General features: G+C 70.7%; 15 protein-coding genes. 10 read left to right on the top strand and 5 right to left on the bottom strand.

Going from position 1 to position 17,435, the window contains the following annotated elements:
* Window positions 1-7 precede the first annotated feature (7 nt).
* Window positions 8-802: a ribonuclease III gene (rnc, locus tag NNW99_RS09745; protein WP_215118311.1), complete on the top strand. Its 795-nt coding sequence runs from the start codon at window positions 8-10 to the stop codon at window positions 800-802.
* Window positions 803-878: 76 nt separating this feature from the next.
* Complete coding sequence (gene mutM, locus NNW99_RS09740) at window positions 879-1,739, top strand: bifunctional DNA-formamidopyrimidine glycosylase/DNA-(apurinic or apyrimidinic site) lyase (protein ID WP_215118310.1); 861 nt, start codon at window positions 879-881, stop codon at window positions 1,737-1,739.
* Here the strand turns inward: mutM and NNW99_RS09735 are convergent.
* Window positions 1,729-2,127, bottom strand: a complete 399-nt coding sequence (locus tag NNW99_RS09735) for a helix-turn-helix domain-containing protein (protein WP_215118309.1) — start codon at window positions 2,125-2,127, stop codon at window positions 1,729-1,731. The two genes, mutM and NNW99_RS09735, sit on opposite strands and share 11 nt — an antisense overlap.
* Window positions 2,128-2,198: 71 nt before the next feature.
* The gene (locus tag NNW99_RS09730) at window positions 2,199-3,350 is read right to left on the bottom strand and encodes a CAP domain-containing protein (RefSeq protein WP_215118308.1); all 1,152 of its coding nucleotides are present in this window, start codon (window positions 3,348-3,350) and stop codon (window positions 2,199-2,201) included.
* Window positions 3,351-3,512: 162 nt separating this feature from the next.
* On the opposite strand from NNW99_RS09730, the gene NNW99_RS09725 reads away from it, so the two are divergent.
* From NNW99_RS09725 to NNW99_RS09710, 4 genes are all read left to right on the top strand, one after another.
* On the top strand, window positions 3,513-3,794 hold the full coding sequence (locus NNW99_RS09725; RefSeq protein ID WP_189727968.1) for an acylphosphatase: 282 nt from the start codon (window positions 3,513-3,515) through the stop codon (window positions 3,792-3,794).
* 380 nt (window positions 3,795-4,174) lie between these two features.
* The gene (locus tag NNW99_RS09720; RefSeq protein WP_030852030.1) at window positions 4,175-4,378 is read left to right on the top strand and encodes a hypothetical protein; all 204 of its coding nucleotides are present in this window, start codon (window positions 4,175-4,177) and stop codon (window positions 4,376-4,378) included.
* 210 nt (window positions 4,379-4,588) lie between these two features.
* Window positions 4,589-8,158, top strand: coding sequence for a chromosome segregation protein SMC (gene smc / locus NNW99_RS09715; protein WP_215118307.1), 3,570 nt, complete (start codon window positions 4,589-4,591; stop codon window positions 8,156-8,158).
* A 222-nt stretch (window positions 8,159-8,380) separates the two neighbouring features.
* The gene (locus NNW99_RS09710) at window positions 8,381-9,799 is read left to right on the top strand and encodes a sugar porter family MFS transporter (protein WP_215118306.1); all 1,419 of its coding nucleotides are present in this window, start codon (window positions 8,381-8,383) and stop codon (window positions 9,797-9,799) included.
* Window positions 9,800-9,910: 111 nt separating this feature from the next.
* Here the strand turns inward: NNW99_RS09710 and NNW99_RS09705 are convergent, their stop codons facing one another.
* Both NNW99_RS09705 and NNW99_RS09700 read right to left on the bottom strand, forming a co-directional pair.
* Window positions 9,911-10,288, bottom strand: coding sequence for a hypothetical protein (locus NNW99_RS09705; RefSeq protein WP_215118305.1), 378 nt, complete (start codon window positions 10,286-10,288; stop codon window positions 9,911-9,913).
* A 53-nt stretch (window positions 10,289-10,341) separates the two neighbouring features.
* Window positions 10,342-11,313: an LLM class flavin-dependent oxidoreductase gene (locus NNW99_RS09700; protein WP_215118304.1), complete on the bottom strand. Its 972-nt coding sequence runs from the start codon at window positions 11,311-11,313 to the stop codon at window positions 10,342-10,344.
* A gap of 172 nt (window positions 11,314-11,485) precedes the next feature.
* Here NNW99_RS09700 and ftsY point away from each other — a divergent pair, with 172 nt between their 5' ends.
* On the top strand, window positions 11,486-12,685 hold the full coding sequence (gene ftsY / locus NNW99_RS09695; protein ID WP_215118303.1) for a signal recognition particle-docking protein FtsY: 1,200 nt from the start codon (window positions 11,486-11,488) through the stop codon (window positions 12,683-12,685).
* Between the two features lie 107 nt (window positions 12,686-12,792).
* Here ftsY and NNW99_RS09690 read toward each other — a convergent pair whose 3' ends face one another.
* Window positions 12,793-13,458 carry a bifunctional DNA primase/polymerase gene (locus tag NNW99_RS09690; protein WP_215118302.1) on the bottom strand — a complete coding sequence of 222 codons (666 nt, stop codon included), beginning with the start codon at window positions 13,456-13,458 and terminating at the stop codon, window positions 12,793-12,795.
* A gap of 446 nt (window positions 13,459-13,904) precedes the next feature.
* Here NNW99_RS09690 and NNW99_RS09685 point away from each other — a divergent pair, with 446 nt between their 5' ends.
* The 3 genes from NNW99_RS09685 to NNW99_RS09675 all read left to right on the top strand — a co-directional run bounded on the left by NNW99_RS09685 (window position 13,905) and on the right by NNW99_RS09675 (window position 17,415).
* On the top strand, window positions 13,905-15,395 hold the full coding sequence (locus tag NNW99_RS09685) for a hypothetical protein (protein ID WP_215118301.1): 1,491 nt from the start codon (window positions 13,905-13,907) through the stop codon (window positions 15,393-15,395).
* Window positions 15,396-15,736: 341 nt separating this feature from the next.
* On the top strand, window positions 15,737-17,080 hold the full coding sequence (locus NNW99_RS09680) for an ammonium transporter (RefSeq protein WP_215118300.1): 1,344 nt from the start codon (window positions 15,737-15,739) through the stop codon (window positions 17,078-17,080).
* A complete protein-coding gene (locus tag NNW99_RS09675; protein WP_215118299.1) occupies window positions 17,077-17,415 on the top strand; it encodes a P-II family nitrogen regulator in 339 nt (112 codons plus the stop codon). Before NNW99_RS09680 ends, NNW99_RS09675 begins: the two co-directional genes overlap by 4 nt.
* The last annotated feature ends 20 nt before the right edge of the window (window positions 17,416-17,435 follow it).

Raw genomic sequence — 17,435 nt, 5'->3', positions numbered from 1 at the left:
AGGCACTGTGTCCACGCCGAAGAAAAACTCTGCGGACAACCAGGCCTCGTCCCACACGCTGTTGGAAGGGCGGCTCGGGTACAAGCTCGAGTCCGCCCTTCTGGTGCGTGCGCTGACCCACCGTTCCTACGCGTACGAGAACGGCGGTCTGCCGACCAACGAGCGCCTGGAGTTCCTCGGGGACTCCGTCCTCGGCCTCGTGGTCACGGACACGCTGTACCGAACCCACCCCGATCTGCCCGAAGGCCAGCTGGCCAAGCTGCGGGCCGCGGTGGTCAACTCGCGTGCGCTGGCGGAGGTGGGCCGTGGGCTCGACCTGGGCTCCTTCATCCGGCTCGGCCGCGGTGAAGAGGGAACGGGCGGCCGGGACAAGGCGTCCATCCTCGCCGACACCCTCGAAGCGGTGATCGGTGCGGTCTATCTCGACCAGGGACTGGAGTCCGCGGCGGAGCTCGTGCACCGTCTGTTCGACCCCCTGATCGAGAAGTCCTCGAACCTCGGAGCCGGCCTGGACTGGAAGACCAGTCTCCAGGAGCTCACCGCGACCGAGGGGCTCGGTGTACCCGAGTACCTGGTCACGGAGACCGGCCCCGACCACGAGAAGACCTTCACTGCTGCCGCCCGCGTCGGAGGCGTCTCGTACGGCACCGGCACCGGCCGCAGCAAGAAGGAGGCGGAACAGCAGGCCGCGGAATCCGCGTGGCGGGCCATCAAGGCCGCAGCGGACGAGCGCGCCAAGGAGGCGGCCACCAAACAGGCCGCCGCCGACGAGAGCGCCGGCCCCGAGCCGGCGTCCGCCTGACCGAACAGAAACAAGCGCACCCGAGCGCCCGCCCCTGCCCGGGGGCGGGCGCTCGGCTCGTACACCGGGGGAGCCCATGCCCGAGTTGCCCGAGGTCGAGGTCGTCCGGCGCGGCCTGGAGCGGTGGGTCGCCCACCGGACCGTCGCCGAGGTCGAGGTGCTGCACCCGCGCGCGGTGCGCCGCCACCTCGCGGGCGGCGCCGACTTCGCGGACCGCCTGAAGGGCCACCGCATCGGCACACCCAGCCGCCGCGGCAAATACCTGTGGCTGCCCCTGGAGGACACGGACCAGTCGATCCTGGCCCACCTCGGCATGAGCGGCCAGTTGCTGGTGCAGCCCCACACGGCTCCGGACGAGAAGCACCTGCGCATCCGCGCCCGCTTCACGGACGCCCTGGACACCGAACTCCGCTTCGTCGACCAGCGCACCTTCGGCGGGCTGTCACTGCACGACAACACCCCCGAGGGCCTGCCCGACGTCATCGCGCACATCGCCCGAGACCCGCTCGACCCGCTCTTCGACGAAGAGGGCTTCCACCAGGCGCTGCGCCGCAAGCGGTCCACGATCAAACGGGCCCTGCTCGACCAGTCGCTGATCAGCGGCGTCGGCAACATCTACGCCGACGAGGCCCTCTGGCGCGCCCGCATCCACTACGAGCGCCCGACCGCGACCTTCACACGCCCCCGCACACTGCTGCTCCTCGGCCATGTGCGGGACGTGATGAACTCCGCCCTCGCGGTCGGCGGCACCAGCTTCGACAGCCTCTACGTCAACGTCAACGGCGAGTCGGGCTACTTCGACCGGTCCCTCGACGCGTACGGCCGCGAGGGCCTGCCCTGCCGACGCTGCGGCACACCGATGCGCCGGCGGTCCTGGATGAACCGCTCCAGCTACTACTGCCCGAAGTGCCAGCGACCGCCGCGGATCACGCCCTAGCGGAGTCGTACCGCTCGCGGGCGGCCAGGACGTCGTCCATGCTGCCCTCCACGAAGTGGATCAGGGCGAGCAGGCGCTCGGCCACACCGCGTCCCAGCGGCGTCAGTTCGTAGTCCACCCGGGGCGGGTTGGTCGGCTGGGCCTCACGATGGACCAGGCCGTCGCGCTCCAGCGCGTGCAGCGTCTGGGAGAGCATCTTCTCGCTCACACCGTCGACCCGGCGGCGCAGCTCGTTGAAGCGCAGCGACCCCTCGTACAGAGCGGTCAGCGCGAGCCCGCCCCAGCGGCCCGTGACATGCTCCAGCGTGCCGCGCGAAGGGCAGGCCCTGGCGAACACGTTGTACGGGAGGTCGTCCAGCCCCTCCGTGAGCTCCTGGGTGGTGGTCATGCCCCAAGAGTACGCCAGCACAGCGCTCACTCCTAGGGTGCGCTAACTTCTGGTTAGCGCACCCCGAGGGTCTAGTAGCCGAAGTTCTGGGTCCACCACGGGCCGCCCGACCCGAGCTCGACGCCGACGCCCAGCGTCTTGAAGTCGCAGTTCAGGATGTTGGCGCGGTGGCCGGGGCTGTTCATCCAGGCGTCCATCACGGCCGCGGCGTCAGCCTGGCCGCGGGCTATGTTCTCCCCGCCGAGGTTGGATATCCCGGCGGCCTCGGCCCGGTCCCACGGCGTCTTGCCGTCGGGGTCGGTGTGGTCGAAGAAGCCCCGGGCGCGCATGTCCTCGCTGTAGTTCTGCGCCAGCTCGGCCAGCGCGCTGTTCGCGGCGAGGGCGCTGCAGCCCACCTTGGCCCGCTCCTCGTTCACGAGCTTGAGCACCTGGGCCGCGGCGGCCGACTCCTCGGAGAGGGCGGCGGGGGCACTGGGCTTCTCGGGCGCCTCCTGCGCGGCCGTACGGGAGGGCGAGCTCTCCGGCTCCTCGCGGGGAGTCGCCGCCGGCTTCTTCTTCTCCGGGGTCTTCTCCTGTGTATTCTCCGCCTTCTCGGGCGTCTTGGTCGGCGCGGCCGACGACGTCGAGGCGGACGGTGACGGCGACAGGGAGCGCTCGGCGTCCCGGCTCGTGGGCGTGGAGCCCCGGCCGTCGGTGCTGCCGGAGGTGCCGCCCTGCCCGCTCGGGGTGTTGGTCGGCGTGTCGGCGGCCTGCACCTTGTCGGCGCCGCCGTCTCCGCCGAGCTTGTAGTTCTCGAGGCCGGGAACGGCGCCCGTGGCCACCGCGACGGTGCCGATGGCGACCGCGGCGGACACACCGAGCAGACCGGTGCGCATCGGCCGTGCGGCCTTCTTCCGGCGGCGGTGCGAGCCGGCCCGACGGGAGCCGCCCTCGGGCGTGAAGCCCTCGCTCGCGAAGACGGCCGTCTCGGCGGTCCGCTGGCGGGGAATCCCGGCGTACCCGTCACCCGCCGAGGCGGCCTCCGTCTCGAACAGGTAGGCCTCGCTCCGGGCGTAGGTGTCGGCGTAGGCCTCCGGGTTCAGATAGGGCGCGATGCCCATGGTCGGGCCGTCCTCCGCGCCGTGCAGCGGATCGTGGCCCTCCGCGGTGCCGTCGGCCTGCATGATCCCCGTGGCGCTGCCCGTGGCGGCGCTGCCGGCGTCGGAGCGACGGTGGCGTCCCATGTTCTGGCCTTCCTCGTCCTGGCGGTCGACTCGTCCTCGAGATCAACACCAAACTCACTCGATGGTGTGAGTTTCATATGAGATTCGTTGGGTGGGGACGGTACCGCATGGCGCAAGTGAAGGAAGTGCGCCCGAGGGAGTTTGGGCGGTTAGGTTGCAGTCATGAGCGAGGATGTGCGACTGGTCGCCTGGGTGCGGGGACGCGTCCAAGGTGTGGGTTTCCGCTGGTTCACGCGGGCCAAGGCCCTGGAGATCGGCGGCCTGAGTGGTTTTGCTCTCAATTTGGGCGACGGTCGGGTCCAAGTGGTCGCGGAGGGCGCGCGAGAAGGCTGTGAAGGCTTGCTGGAGTGGCTCGAGGGCGACGACACGCCCGGCCGTGTGGACGGCGTCACCGAGATCTGGGACACACCCCGTGGCGGCTACGACGGCTTTGCCATCCGCTGATCCCGTACCGGAGGGCGGGCCTCAGGGGCGCCCCAGGACAGGCCTCCGACGGCCGTCCCGGACGGAAACTGGCTGGTGATTGCCAAGAATCGCTTGCCTTGGCAGACTCCGCACGCAAGGATGATCGCCACGCCCCGAGGGCCCCGCAGAAGCCGCTGTGCCGCCGCATCAGGCCGCACGCGCCCGGTCGGCCCCCAATACGGGGCGTGATCGTGTTGACCGTCAAACTTTTTGGTGAGACGCTGAAAGCCCCGCGCACCTTAGCTGTTTGGCATGGCTGAACGGCGGAACAACTCCAGGCCGTACCAAGCATCGCGGGTGCGAATCCCTCACGACCCACACCGCATCGGTCGGTCACGCATTGTGGAGGACCATCCATCATGGCAAAGGCGCTTCTCGGTTACGTCGGCGGCTCCGACCCTCGACTCCTCGCCGAGATGCGACGGCTCCAGCAGCGCGTCCAGGACCTGGAATCCGAGCTCGGACGGATCCAGGCCGAGAACGAGGCGCTGACGGCTGCCGCTTCTCACGACAGGATCATGGAGAGCGTTGACGCACACCAGGCGGAGCCTGCGCTCACCTGATCACTGCATCGCTCCACAACAGCAGAGCAGTGGTTGGGCCGCCCGTCATAACCGCTGAGTTGTCAGAAGTGCAAGGGACGCCGTCGGCGTCCCTTCTTTCTTTCCCCCGCATCCTTTCACCGTCTTTAACGTGTGGTGTGCCCTGCGCGTTCAGCGGCGAAACCGTGGGTTCATGGAGTGAGACGAACCCGGGCGGTAGAGTCCGGCGGCGTGCACCTCAAGGCCCTGACCCTCCGCGGGTTCAAGTCGTTCGCCTCGGCGACCACCCTCCGGTTCGAACCGGGGATCACGTGCGTCGTAGGGCCGAACGGCTCGGGCAAGTCCAATGTCGTGGACGCGCTGAGCTGGGTCATGGGCGAGCAGGGCGCCAAATCGCTGCGCGGCGGCAAGATGGAGGACGTCATCTTCGCCGGCACCACCGGCCGCCCTCCGCTGGGCCGCGCCGAGGTGTCGCTGACCATCGACAACTCCGACGGGGCCCTGCCCATCGAGTACGCCGAGGTCACCATCACGCGGATCATGTTCCGCAACGGCGGCAGCGAGTACCAGCTCAACGGCGACACCTGCCGCCTCCTCGACATCCAGGAGCTCCTCTCCGACTCCGGCATCGGCCGCGAGATGCACGTCATCGTCGGGCAGGGGCAGCTCGACGGCGTGCTGCACGCCGACCCCATGGGCCGCCGCGCCTTCATCGAGGAGGCCGCCGGAGTCCTCAAGCACCGCAAGCGCAAGGAGAAGGCGCTGCGCAAGCTGGACGCGATGCAGGCCAACCTCGCGCGCGTGCAGGACCTCACCGACGAACTCCGGCGCCAGCTCAAGCCCCTCGGCCGCCAGGCCGCCGTCGCCCGCCGGGCCGCAGTCATCCAGGCCGACCTGCGCGACGCCCGCCTGCGACTGCTGGCCGACGACCTCGTACGGCTGAAGGAAGCCCTCAACGCCGAGGTCGCCGACGAGGCCGCGCTGAAGGAGCGCAAGGAGGCCGCCGAGCGGGAGCTGCGCAAGGCGCTCCAGCGCGAGGCCCTTCTGGAGGACGAGGTACGGCAGCTCACGCCACGCCTCCAGCGCGCCCAGCAGACCTGGTACGAGCTCTCCCAGCTCGCCGAGCGGGTGCGCGGCACGATCTCGCTGGCCGACGCCCGGGTGAAGAGCGCCACCTCCGCACCCCCCGAGGAGCGGCGCGGCCGCGACCCCGAGGACATGGAGCGCGAGGCCGCCCGCATCCGCGAGCAGGAGGCCGAGCTGGAAGCGGCCCTGGAGGCGGCCGAACGCGCCCTGGAGGACACGGTCTCCCACCGCGCCGAGCTGGAACGCGCGCTCACCCAGGAGGAACGGCGCCTGAAGGACGCCGCCCGCGCCATCGCCGACCGGCGCGAAGGCCTGGCCCGACTGAGCGGCCAGGTCAACGCGGCCCGCTCCCGCGCCGCCTCCGCCCAGGCCGAGATCGAACGCCTGGCCGCCGCCCGCGACGAGGCCCAGGAGCGAGCCGTCGCCGCGCAGGAGGAGTACGAGGCCCTCAAGGCCGAGGTCGACGGCCTCGACGCCGGCGACGCGGAACTCGCCGAACAGCACGAGGCCGCCAAGCAGCGGCTCGCCGACGCCGAGTCCGCCCTCACCGCAGCCCGCGAGTCCGCCACGGCGGCGGAACGCAAGCGCGCCGCGACCCAGGCCCGCCACGAGGCCCTGGCCATGGGCCTGCGCCGCAAGGACGGCACCGGAATACTGCTCGCGGCGAAGGATCGCCTCTCCGGCCTGCTCGGCCCGGCGGCGGAACTGCTGACGGTGACCCCGGGACACGAGGTCGCCCTGGCAGCGGCCTTCGGAGCGGCAGCGGACGCGATCGCCGTGACGACCCCGGCATCAGCGGCCGACGCCATCAGACTCCTCCGCAAGCAGGACGGAGGCAGGGCCACTCTGCTCCTGGCAGGAGCACCGGGCGCGGGGAACGGCGCGAACCATCACGACGCACCCGCAGACGCGGGACGAACGTTCGCCGTCGACCTGGTCCGCGGCCCCACCGACCTCATGCCGGCCGTCCGACGGCTCCTCCACGGCATCGTCGTGGTCGACACCCTCGAAGCCGCCGAAGACCTCGTCTACACCCACCCCGACCTCACCGCCGTCACCGCCGAAGGCGACCTCCTCGGCGCGCACTTCGCCCACGGCGGCTCCGCCGGTGCCCCCAGCCTCCTCGAAGTACAGGCCTCCGTCGACGAGGCCGCCGCCGAACTGGAAGAGCTGGCGGTGCGCTGCGAGGAGCTGACCGAGGCCCAGCACCAGGCCGTCGAGCGGCGCAAGGAGTGCGCCGCGCTCGTCGAGGACGTGGGGGAGCGGCGCCGGGCCGCCGACCGGGAGAAGTCCTCCGTCGCTCAGCAACTCGGAGCGCTCGCCGGGCAGGCCCGGGGCGCGGCCGGGGAGGCCGAGCGGTCCACGGCCGCCGCCGCCCGGGCCCAGGAGGCCCTCGACAAGGCCCTCGCCGAGGTCGAGGAACTCGCCGAGCGGCTCGCCGTCGCCGAGGAGATGCCGATCGAGGAGGAGCCCGACACCTCCGTACGGGACCGGCTCGCCGCCGACGGTGCCAACGCCCGCCAGACCGAGATGGAGGCCCGGCTCCAGGCCCGTACGCACGAGGAACGGGTCAAGGGCCTGGCCGGACGGGCCGACTCGCTCGACCGTGCCGCCCGGGCGGAGCGTGAGGCACGCGCGCGTGCGGAGCAGCGGCGGTCCCGGCTGCGGCACGAGGCGGCCGTCGCCGAGGCCGTCGGCGCGGGCGCCCGGCAGCTCCTCGCGCACGTCGAGGTCTCCCTGGCCCGCGCCGACGAGGAGCGCGTCGCCGCCGATGCCGCCAAGGCCCGCCGCGAACAGGAACTCGCCCGCGCCCGAACCGAGGGACGAGATCTCAAGGCCGAACTCGACAAGTTGACGGATTCGGTCCATCGAGGCGAGGTACTCGGCGCCGAGAAGCGGCTGCGGATCGAGCAGCTGGAGACGAAGGCGCTGGAGGAGCTGGGTGTCGAACCGGCCGGACTGGTGGCGGAGTACGGACCGCACCAGCTCGTGCCGCCCTCGCCCCCCGCCGAGGGCGAGGAGCTGCCGGAGGACCCGGAGCACCCGCGCAACCGGCCGAAGCCGTATCTGAGGTCCGAGCAGGAGAAGCGTCTGAAGTCGGCCGAGCGTGCCTACCAGCAGCTCGGCAAGGTGAACCCGCTCGCCCTGGAGGAGTTCGCGGCACTGGAGGAACGCCACCAGTTCCTCAGCGAGCAGCTCGAGGACCTGAAGAAGACACGGGCGGACCTCCTCCAGGTGGTGAAGGAGGTCGACGAGCGCGTCGAGCAGGTCTTCACCGAGGCCTACCGGGACACGGCCCGGGAGTTCGAGGGCGTCTTCAGCCGGCTCTTCCCCGGGGGTGACGGGCGGCTGATCCTGACCGACCCCGACAACATGCTCACCACGGGCGTGGACGTCGAGGCCAGGCCGCCGGGCAAGAAGGTCAAGCGGCTGTCGCTGCTCTCGGGCGGGGAGCGGTCGCTGACCGCCGTGGCGCTGCTCGTGTCGATCTTCAAGGCGCGGCCCAGCCCGTTCTACGTCATGGACGAGGTCGAGGCCGCCCTCGACGACACCAACCTCCAGCGGCTCATCCGGATCATGCAGGAGCTGCAGGAGGCCTCGCAGCTCATCGTGATCACCCATCAGAAGCGCACGATGGAGGTCGCCGACGCGCTGTACGGCGTCTCCATGCAGGGCGACGGTGTGTCGAAGGTCATCAGCCAGCGTCTGCGCTAGATGAATGCCGTGTACATCCTTCTCACCTGCGACGCTTGATGGATTCAATTCTTGAACACATCGCCCCCACACTCCTGACGCAGATTCACGTCTGCCGACCTATTGACTTCGAAACTTGAAGGCATAGTCTCGGCAACGTTCCTTTTACCTTCAGGTACCTTCAGGTGGACCTCGAAGGGCTGATCCCCTCCGGCAGCGTTGCCGGTGGCCCGAGGAGTACACGTGACCAGCACAGCGCAGGCACCCAAGTCCGGAGCCAGGACGGCTCACCCCGAACATCTCGGGCACGTCATCTTCATCGCGGCGGCGGCCGCGATGGGCGGTTTCCTCTTCGGCTACGACAGTTCCGTGATCAACGGTGCCGTCGAAGCCATCCGAGGCCGCTACGACATCGGCTCCGCAGCCCTCGCCCAGGTCATCGCCGTCGCCCTCATCGGCTGCGCCATCGGCGCCGCGACCGCCGGCCGGATAGCCGACCGCATCGGCCGCATCCGGTGCATGCAGATCGCCGCGGCCCTCTTCACCGTCAGCGCCGTCGGCTCGGCGCTCCCCTTCGCCCTGTGGGACCTCGCCTTCTGGCGCGTCGTCGGCGGCTTCGCCATCGGTATGGCCTCCGTGATCGGCCCGGCCTACATCGCCGAGGTCGCCCCGCCCGCCTACCGCGGCAGGCTCGGCTCCTTCCAGCAGGCCGCGATCGTCATCGGCATCGCCGTGTCGCAGCTGGTCAACTGGGGCCTGCTGAACGCCGCCGACGGCGACCAGCGCGGCGAGCTGATGGGCCTGGAGGCCTGGCAGGTCATGCTGGGCGTCATGGTCATCCCGGCCATCCTGTACGGCCTGCTCTCCTTCCGGATCCCCGAGTCCCCGCGCTTCCTGATCTCCGTCGGCAAGCACGAGCGCGCCCGGGAGATCCTCGCCGAGGTCGAGGGCAAGGACATCGACCTGGACGCCCGCGTCGCCGAGATCGAGCACGCGATGACCAGCGAGCACAAGTCCAGCTTCAAGGACCTGCTCGGCGGGAGCTTCTTCTTCAAGCCGATCGTCTGGATCGGTATCGGCCTGTCGGTCTTCCAGCAGTTCGTCGGCATCAACGTCGCGTTCTACTACTCCTCGACGCTGTGGCAGTCGGTCGGCGTCGACCCGGCGGACTCGTTCTTCTACTCCTTCACCACGTCGATCATCAACATCGTCGGCACCGTGATCGCGATGATCTTCGTCGACCGCATCGGCCGCAAGCCGCTCGCGATCATCGGCTCGGTCGGCATGGTCGTCGGCCTGGCGCTGGAGGCCTGGGCGTTCTCCCACCCGCTGGTCGACGGCACGCTGCCGGCCGCGCAGGGCTGGATCGCGCTGATCGCCGCGCACGTCTTCGTCCTCTTCTTCGCCCTGTCCTGGGGTGTGGTCGTCTGGGTCATGCTCGGCGAGATGTTCCCCAACCGGATCCGCGCCGCCGCCCTGGGTGTGGCCGCCGCCGCGCAGTGGATCGCCAACTGGGCCATCACCGCGAGCTTCCCGTCGCTGGCCGAGTGGAACCTCTCCATGACGTACGTGATCTACACGGCCTTCGCGGCGCTCTCCATCCCCTTCATCCTGAAGTTCGTCAGCGAGACGAAGGGCAAGGCCCTGGAGGAGATGGGCTGAGCCAGCCCCCGCACTCGGGGAGAAGGGCCAAAGTCCCCGCTGCCCCTCTCCCCGTAACCCGCCGTCGCCCCGGTTCGGCCACTGCCCGAGCCGGGGCGGCGGTCTGTCTCGTCACCAGACGAGGACGCCGCCGCCGATCACCCGGGCGTGCAGGGCGGCCACCTCCAGATTCCGCAGCCGCCTCACCAGCCCCTCCCGGTGCTCCGCGAGCCCTCGCGGCCGCTGAGTGCTCTCGGCGATGGCGTCGAGATGGTCACACAGCAGCGCCACCTCGCCCAGGAACTCCGCGACGCTCTCGGCCTCGATCTCCAGGTCGCCGTCAGCCAGCACGGGAAGGAAGCGGGCGCCCAGCGCGCGTACCGGCTCGGACCCCCACACCGTCGTCCGCCAGGACTCGAACCCGGCCGAGTCGTCGCGCCCCTCGGGGACGTCGAGTATCTGCCGCTGTCCGTCCGGCTCCAGCAGGAACACATCAACCGACAGAGTCATGGAGTCAGTGGATCACCGAGAGGCCGGGGCGGGCCAGCGGATATCCGCGAGCGTCAGCTCCCCAGCCCCGGCAGCACCCGCTCGCAGAAGAGCTGCAGACTCCGCCACCCCTCCTCCGCCGGCATCCCGCCCGCCAGCGGATGCAGCACATAGGAGTCCAGGCCCAGCTCCGCGCACGCCTCGGGCGTGAGGATGCGGTACACGCCCTCGGCGCGCAGCTCCTCGACGGTCGTCGCGGCCGACTTCACCGCCGAGCGCACCCCGCCCGACTGCCAGGAGGCGTACGTCCGCGCCTCGTGCAGGAAGTGCTGGCCGTACTCCGCCCAGGCCCGGTCCGGGTCCTCGGCCAGGTGCAGCAGCGGTGTCTCGGCCGCGGGCATCATCACCCAGCCCTCGGTGCCGTACTCGGCGAGCCGGTCCTTGTAGTACGCCTCCAGCTCCGGGAGGTGCGCGCTGGGGAAGAAGGGCAGGCCGAGCCGGGCGGCCCGGCGGGCGGCGGCCTTGGAGGAGCCGCCGACCAGGAGCAGCGGATGCGGGTCGGTGAACGGGCGCGGGGTGATGCGGACCGTGCGCCCCCGGAAGGCGAAGGGCTCGCCGGTCCACGCCCGCAGCAGTGTCTCCAGCAGCTCGTCCTGGAGCCGGCCGCGCCGGGCGAACTCGACGCCGAACAGGTCGTACTCCTCGGGCCGGTACCCGATGCCGGCGACCGTCACCAGCCGGCCGCCGCTCAGCAGGTCCAGCACGGCGATCTCCTCGGCCAGCCGCAGCGGGTCGTGCAGCGGGCCGATCACCGCCGAGACGGTGACCGCGACACGCCGGGTCGCGCCGAAGACCGCCCCCGCGAAGGCGAACGGCGACGGCAGCCAGTTGTTGTCGGCCCCGTGGTGCTCCTCCGTCTGCACCGTGGTGACGCCCCGGTCGTCGGCGTACGAGGCCATCTCCAGGGCCGCCCGATAGCGGGCGCCGAGCTCGGCGGGGGAGGCCCCGGGAGCGACGAGGTTGAAGCGTACGACCGTGACGGGCATGGGGACGTCTCCCTTCACCGGGCGGGTGACCGGCTTCACCGGGCGGGTGTCCGGGGGACGTTAGCTGACGGGGCATCAGACATCCAGGGGTGTGGAGATCCGGCGGCCCTCGGCCCCGCGCGACGGTACAAGCGGGGTGACCCGGGGGCCCATGGCTGATACTGGACGCGTTATGGACATCGTCATCCTTGCTGTAGTCATCGCCGTGGTCGTGCTCGGCGCGCTCGGCGGGCTCATCGTCGGCAGCCGGCGCAAGAAGCAGCTGCCCCCGCCCCCGCCCGCAGCGCCCGACATCACCGTCCCACCGGCCGAGCCGCACGTCGGCGACGAGGCCGAGACGCCGCGGGAGGAACCGCGGCGAACCATAGAGGAGGTGGATCTCCCGGACGGCTCGGCTCCCGTCACCGTCGAGGAGCCGCCCGCCGAAGCTCCCGAGATCGAGATCCCGGAGCCCACCGCGGGCCGCCTGGTCCGGCTGCGGGCCCGTCTCTCCCGCTCGCAGAACGCCCTCGGTCAGGGGCTGCTCACGCTGCTGTCGCGCGAGCACCTCGACGAGGACACCTGGGAGGAGATCGAGGACACGCTGCTCACCGCCGACGTCGGCGTGCAGCCCACCCAGGAACTGGTCGAGCGCCTGCGCGAGCGGGTGAAGGTGCTCGGCACCCGCACCCCGGTCGAACTGCGCACCCTGCTGCGCGAGGAACTGCTCACCCTGGTCGGCCGCGACATGGACCGCGTGGTCAAGACCGAGCCGGAGGACCGCAAGCCGGGCATCGTGATGGTCGTCGGGGTCAACGGCACCGGCAAGACCACCACCACCGGCAAGCTCGCCCGCGTCCTGGTCGCCGACGGTCAGAGCGTGGTCCTGGGCGCCGCCGACACCTTCCGGGCCGCCGCCGCCGACCAGCTCCAGACCTGGGGCGAGCGCGTCGGCGCCCACACCGTGCGCGGACCGGAGGAGGGCGACCCCGCCTCCGTCGCCTTCGACGCGGTCAAGGAGGGCAAGGAGAGGGGCGCGAACGTCGTGCTCATCGACACCGCCGGCCGCCTGCACACCAAGACCGGCCTCATGGACGAGCTCGGCAAGGTCAAGCGGGTCGTGGAGAAGCACGCCCCGGTGGACGAGGTGCTGCTCGTGCTCGACGCCACCACCGGCCAGAACGGCCTGGTCCAGGCCCGGGTCTTCGCCGAGGTCGTCGACATCACCGGCATCGTCCTCACCAAGCTGGACGGCACGGCCAAGGGCGGCATCGTGGTCGCGGTCCAGCGCGAGCTGGGCGTTCCGGTCAAGCTCGTCGGGCTCGGCGAGGGCGCGGACGACCTGGCGCCGTTCGAGCCGGAGGCGTTCGTTGACGCCCTTATCGGGGAGTGACCTCCGGATACAGCCGAGTGACCTCCGGACATCCGCGTCCACTGACGAAGCGCCCGCCCCGATACACCGTCGGGACGGGCGCTTCGCTGTGTGGGGACGTCTCCCGGCTAGGCCCGGGACCGATGCGCCACATACGCCAGCGTGCCCAGCACCAGGCGGGCCTCCGGCGCCCGGGACTCCGAGTCCAGGGCGGGGGAGCGCAGCCAGCGCACCGGGCCGAGACCGCCGCGGTCGGAGGGCGGCGCCGTGATGTGCGTGCCGGGGCCGAGGCCGCGCAGGTCGAGGGAGGCCGGGTCGTCCCAGCCCATGCGGTAGAGCAGGCCGGACAGATCGGCGGCGGCGCCGGGGGCGACGAAGAAGTGGGCGCGGCCGTCCGGGGTCGCCGCGACCGGGCCGACGGGCAGACCCATGCGCTCCAGCCGGGCCAGCGCCCGGCAGCCGGCGGGTTCGGCCACCTCGATGACGTCGAACGCCCTGCCGACCGGCAGCATCACCGAGGCGCCGGGGAACTCGCCCCAGGACTCGGTCACGTCGTCCAGCGTCGCCCCGGCGGGGATCACCGGCGCGAAGTCCAGCGGATGCGCACCCGGCGCCGGGCAGTCGCGGCGTCCGCAGGAGCAGGCGCCCCCCGAGGCCCGGGCGCCCGGCACCACGTCCCAGCCCCACAGCCCGGTGTACTCGGCCACGGCGGTGCCGTCCGAAGTGCGGCCTCGGCGGCGCGAGCCAGACCGGATGTCGCGCATGCCCCGGCTGATGCCGATCGTGAAGACCATGCCCCCTCCAACGGGTCCGACGCACCGGTGGTTACGCAGCGGTCGCTCTGCGTGACTCTCTGTTTCCGCCTTCCCGAGCGGCGTTCCCTTCACTCAGCGCCCGGAGGTGTCCAGGGTGGTGCGCTCGGCGACACGCGCCCCTCAGTGCATCGCTGCACCCGCTCCTGGTTGTGCTGTGTCAAGTGAATCGCGGTCAGCCGTACGTGAGTTCATTCGAAGGGGTGGCGAATGGTGGCGTTTCCGTGTGAGCCGTGGCTGGACGGGTGATCGTAGGATTACTTTGTGTGCACGAGTCCTGGGGGCACATGCACTCGTGGGTATGCCGGAGGCAAGTCGGTATTCCGTTCGATGGGTGACAAGGGCCGGACGGATGACCGTGCGAACCGGCATGCTGATAGGCCTTGGCGCACACGGCGACAAGTGGTCTCAGGGATGGGGGCGTTCCAGTGAGCGGCAACGGCGGAGGCGGAACGAACGCTGCGAGCGCGACGCACGCGGACAAGCGCCCGAACGAGCTGCTCACCTCCTGGTTCGTGCGCAGCGGCTGGTCCAAGGGCGAGCTGGCCCGCCAGGTCAACCGCCGGGCACGCCAGCTGGGCGCCAACCACATCTCCACGGACACCTCGCGCGTGCGCCGCTGGCTCGACGGCGAGAACCCCCGCGAGCCGATCCCCAGGATCCTCTCCGAGCTGTTCTCGGAGCGTTTCGGTGTGGTCGTCTCCGTCGAGGACCTGGGGCTGCGCACCGCGCGCCAGTCACCCTCCGCGACCGGCGTCGACCTGCCCTGGACGGGCCCGCAGACCGTGGCCCTGCTCAGCGAGTTCTCGCGCAGCGACCTGATGCTGGCGCGGCGCGGCTTCCTCGGGAGCTCGCTGGCCCTGTCTGCGGGCCCGGCCCTCATCGAGCCCATGCAGCGCTGGCTCGTCCCCTCGCCCCCGGCCCAGCGTTCGGAGCCCGAGCCCTCCTCCGGGCGCGCCCGGGGCCGGCTCTCCAAACCCGAGCTGGACCTCCTGGAGTCCACGACCGTGATGTTCCGGCAGTGGGACGCCCAGTGCGGCGGCGGCCTGCGCCGCAAGGCGGTCGTCGGCCAGCTGCACGAGGTGACGGACCTGCTCCAGGAGCCCCAGCCCGAGGCCACCACCCGGCGGCTGTTCAAGGTCGCCGCCGAACTGGCCGAGCTGGCCGGCTGGATGTCGTACGACATCGGGCTCCAGCCGACCGCGCAGAAGTACTTCGTCCTCGCGCTGCACGCCGCGAAGGAGGCTGGTGACCGGCCCCTCGGCTCCTATGTGCTGTCCAGCATGAGCCGGCAGATGATCCACCTCGGGCGGCCCGACGACGCGCTGGAGCTGATCCACCTCGCGCAGTACGGCAGCCGCGACTGCGCGAGCCCGCGCACCCAGTCGATGCTGTATGCGATGGAGGCCCGCGCCTACGCCAACATGGGACAGCCCGGCAAGTGCAAGCGGGCGGTCCGGATGGCCGAGGACACCTTCGCCGACGCCGGCGAGTGGGACGAGCCGGACCCCGACTGGATCCGCTTCTTCTCCGAGGCCGAGCTGTACGGCGAGAACTCCCACTCCTACCGCGACCTGGCCTATGTCGCCGGCCGCAGCCCGACCTACGCCTCGCTGGCCGAGCCCCTGATGGAGCGGGCCGTGCAGCTGTTCGCCGAGGACGGCGAGCACCAGCGGTCGTACGCGCTCAACCTGATCGGCATGGCCACCGTGCACCTCCTGCGGCGCGAGGCCGAGCAGAGCACGGTCTTCGCCACGCAGGCCATGCACGTGGCCAAGAAGGTCCGTTCCGAGCGGGTCAACACTCGTATCCGAAAGACGGTCGACACCGCCGCGCGGGACTTCGGCGACCTCGGCGAGGTCGTCGACCTCACCGAGCGGCTCGCCGCCGAGCTGCCCGAGACCGCGGAGGCGGTCTGACCGCCGCCCTCCGGCACCCCTGAACCCCGGCCGCGGCCGGCCCTCCCGAACTGCCCGACTCGGCTCCCCCATGCCAGGTCATCGGAAGGCCGACCGCGGCCGGCCTTGTCGTTCCCACGGCCGCGAGAGCCGAAGGTTGCGCCACGATAACGATCGGCGCGCCCGCGATCCGGCAGTTCATCGACGCGTAACACAGCACGCGCCTTCGTCACGGCGGCGAAACAACGAGGGGCTTCGACCGAAACGGCGCTGCGTCAATCTCGTGGCGCATAACCGGCCCACCCCTCAATCCGCTCGAGGCTTCGCCCGCACGGGGCCGTACCAACGACGAGGAGACGCCGATGGCACCAGCCATCACCCTTGCCGCAGAGGCGCCCAAGCTGTCTGCCGCCAACACAGGGTTCATGCTCATCTGTTCCGCCCTGGTGATGCTCATGACCCCGGGTCTGGCCTTCTTCTACGGAGGCATGGTCCGCGTCAAAAGCACCCTGAACATGCTGATGATGAGCTTCATCAGCCTCGGGATCGTCACCATCCTGTGGGTGCTGTACGGCTTCTCCATGGCGTTCGGCACCGACTCCGGGAGCCTCATCGGCTGGAACTCGGACTGGGTCGGCCTCACCGGGGTCGACAAGGGCGAGCTGTGGGGCACGTACAACATCCCGCTGCTGGCCTTCATGGTCTTCCAGCTGATGTTCGCCATCATCACGCCCGCCCTGATCAGCGGTGCTCTCGCGGACCGTGTGAAGTTCTCCGCCTGGGCGCTGTTCATCGCGCTGTGGGCCACGATCGTCTACTTCCCCGTCGCCCACTGGGTCTGGGGTGAGGGCGGCTGGGCCTTCGACATGGGCGTGATCGACTTCGCCGGTGGTACCGCGGTCCACATCAACGCCGGTGCCGCGGCGCTCGGCGTGATCCTCGTCATCGGCAAGCGCGTCGGCTTCAAGCGTGACCCGATGCGCCCGCACAGCCTCCCGCTGGTCATGCTCGGCGCCGGTCTGCTGTGGTTCGGCTGGTTCGGCTTCAACGCGGGTTCGTGGCTCGGCAACGACGACGGCGTCGGCACCCTGATGTTCGTCAACACGCAGGTCGCCACCGCCGCCGCCATGCTGGCCTGGCTCGCCTACGAGAAGATCCGCCACGGCGCGTTCACCACGCTGGGCGCCGCCTCCGGCGCGGTCGCGGGTCTGGTCGCCATCACCCCGGCCGGTGGTTCGGTCACTCCGATGGGCGCGATCGCCGTCGGCGCCATCGCCGGTGTCCTGTGCGCCATGGCCGTGGGCCTGAAGTACAAGTTCGGCTACGACGACTCGCTCGACGTCGTGGGTGTCCACCTCGTCGGCGGTATCGCCGGCTCCATCCTGATCGGCTTCTTCGCCAGCGGTAAGGGCCAGTCCGACGCCACGGGCGTGTTCTACGGCGACCACACGTTCGACCAGCTCTGGAAGCAGCTCGCCGGTGTCGGCGGTGTGCTCGCCTACTCGCTGATCGTCTCCGCGATCCTCGCCTTCGTCCTCCACAAGACCATCGGTATGCGGGTCTCCGAGGACGAGGAGGTGGCCGGCATCGACCAGGCCGAGCACGCCGAGACCGCATACGACTTCAGTGGCGCCGGTGGCGGTGCCGCCAAGACGGCCGTCACGGCCCCGGTCGCCGCAGCCGCGAGCAAGAAGGTGGACGCATGAAGCTCATCACCGCCGTCGTCAAGCCGCACCGGCTCGACGAGATCAAGGAGGCCCTGCAGGCCTTCGGAGTACACGGCCTGACCGTCACCGAGGCCAGCGGCTACGGTCGTCAGCGGGGCCACACCGAGGTCTACCGCGGTGCCGAGTACACCGTCGACCTGGTCCCCAAGATCCGTATCGAGGTCCTGGTCGAGGACGACGACGCCGAGCAGCTCGTCGACGTCGTGGTCAAGGCCGCCCGCACCGGCAAGATCGGTGACGGCAAGGTCTGGTCCGTCCCGGTCGAGACGGCCGTACGGGTCCGGACCGGCGAGCGCGGCCCCGACGCGCTCTGAGGGCCCCAAGGCAGGCAAAC

Source organism: Streptomyces sp. CRCS-T-1, assembly GCF_024442335.1.
In the GTDB taxonomy this organism is placed as follows: Bacteria; Actinomycetota; Actinomycetes; order Streptomycetales; family Streptomycetaceae; genus Streptomyces; species Streptomyces koelreuteriae.
Note: the sequence above shows the minus strand (reverse complement) of the source record. Positions and strands in the feature narration are given on the sequence as shown.

Excerpts from the sequence above, each read along its gene's own strand:
- NNW99_RS09675 (WP_215118299.1), top strand. The coding sequence starts at position 17,077 with ATGAAGCTCATCACCGCCGTCGTCAAGCCGCACCGGCTCGACGAGATC.
- NNW99_RS09725 (WP_189727968.1), top strand. The coding sequence starts at position 3,513 with ATGAGCGAGGATGTGCGACTGGTCGCCTGGGTGCGGGGACGCGTCCAA.
- NNW99_RS09690 (WP_215118302.1), bottom strand. The coding sequence starts at position 13,458 with ATGGTCTTCACGATCGGCATCAGCCGGGGCATGCGCGACATCCGGTCT.
- NNW99_RS09720 (WP_030852030.1), top strand. The coding sequence starts at position 4,175 with ATGGCAAAGGCGCTTCTCGGTTACGTCGGCGGCTCCGACCCTCGACTC.
- mutM (WP_215118310.1), top strand. The coding sequence starts at position 879 with ATGCCCGAGTTGCCCGAGGTCGAGGTCGTCCGGCGCGGCCTGGAGCGG.
- NNW99_RS09730 (WP_215118308.1), bottom strand. The coding sequence starts at position 3,350 with ATGGGACGCCACCGTCGCTCCGACGCCGGCAGCGCCGCCACGGGCAGC.
- NNW99_RS09705 (WP_215118305.1), bottom strand. The coding sequence starts at position 10,288 with ATGACTCTGTCGGTTGATGTGTTCCTGCTGGAGCCGGACGGACAGCGG.
- NNW99_RS09700 (WP_215118304.1), bottom strand. The coding sequence starts at position 11,313 with ATGCCCGTCACGGTCGTACGCTTCAACCTCGTCGCTCCCGGGGCCTCC.
- ftsY (WP_215118303.1), top strand. The coding sequence starts at position 11,486 with ATGGACATCGTCATCCTTGCTGTAGTCATCGCCGTGGTCGTGCTCGGC.
- NNW99_RS09680 (WP_215118300.1), top strand. The coding sequence starts at position 15,737 with ATGGCACCAGCCATCACCCTTGCCGCAGAGGCGCCCAAGCTGTCTGCC.
- NNW99_RS09735 (WP_215118309.1), bottom strand. The coding sequence starts at position 2,127 with ATGACCACCACCCAGGAGCTCACGGAGGGGCTGGACGACCTCCCGTAC.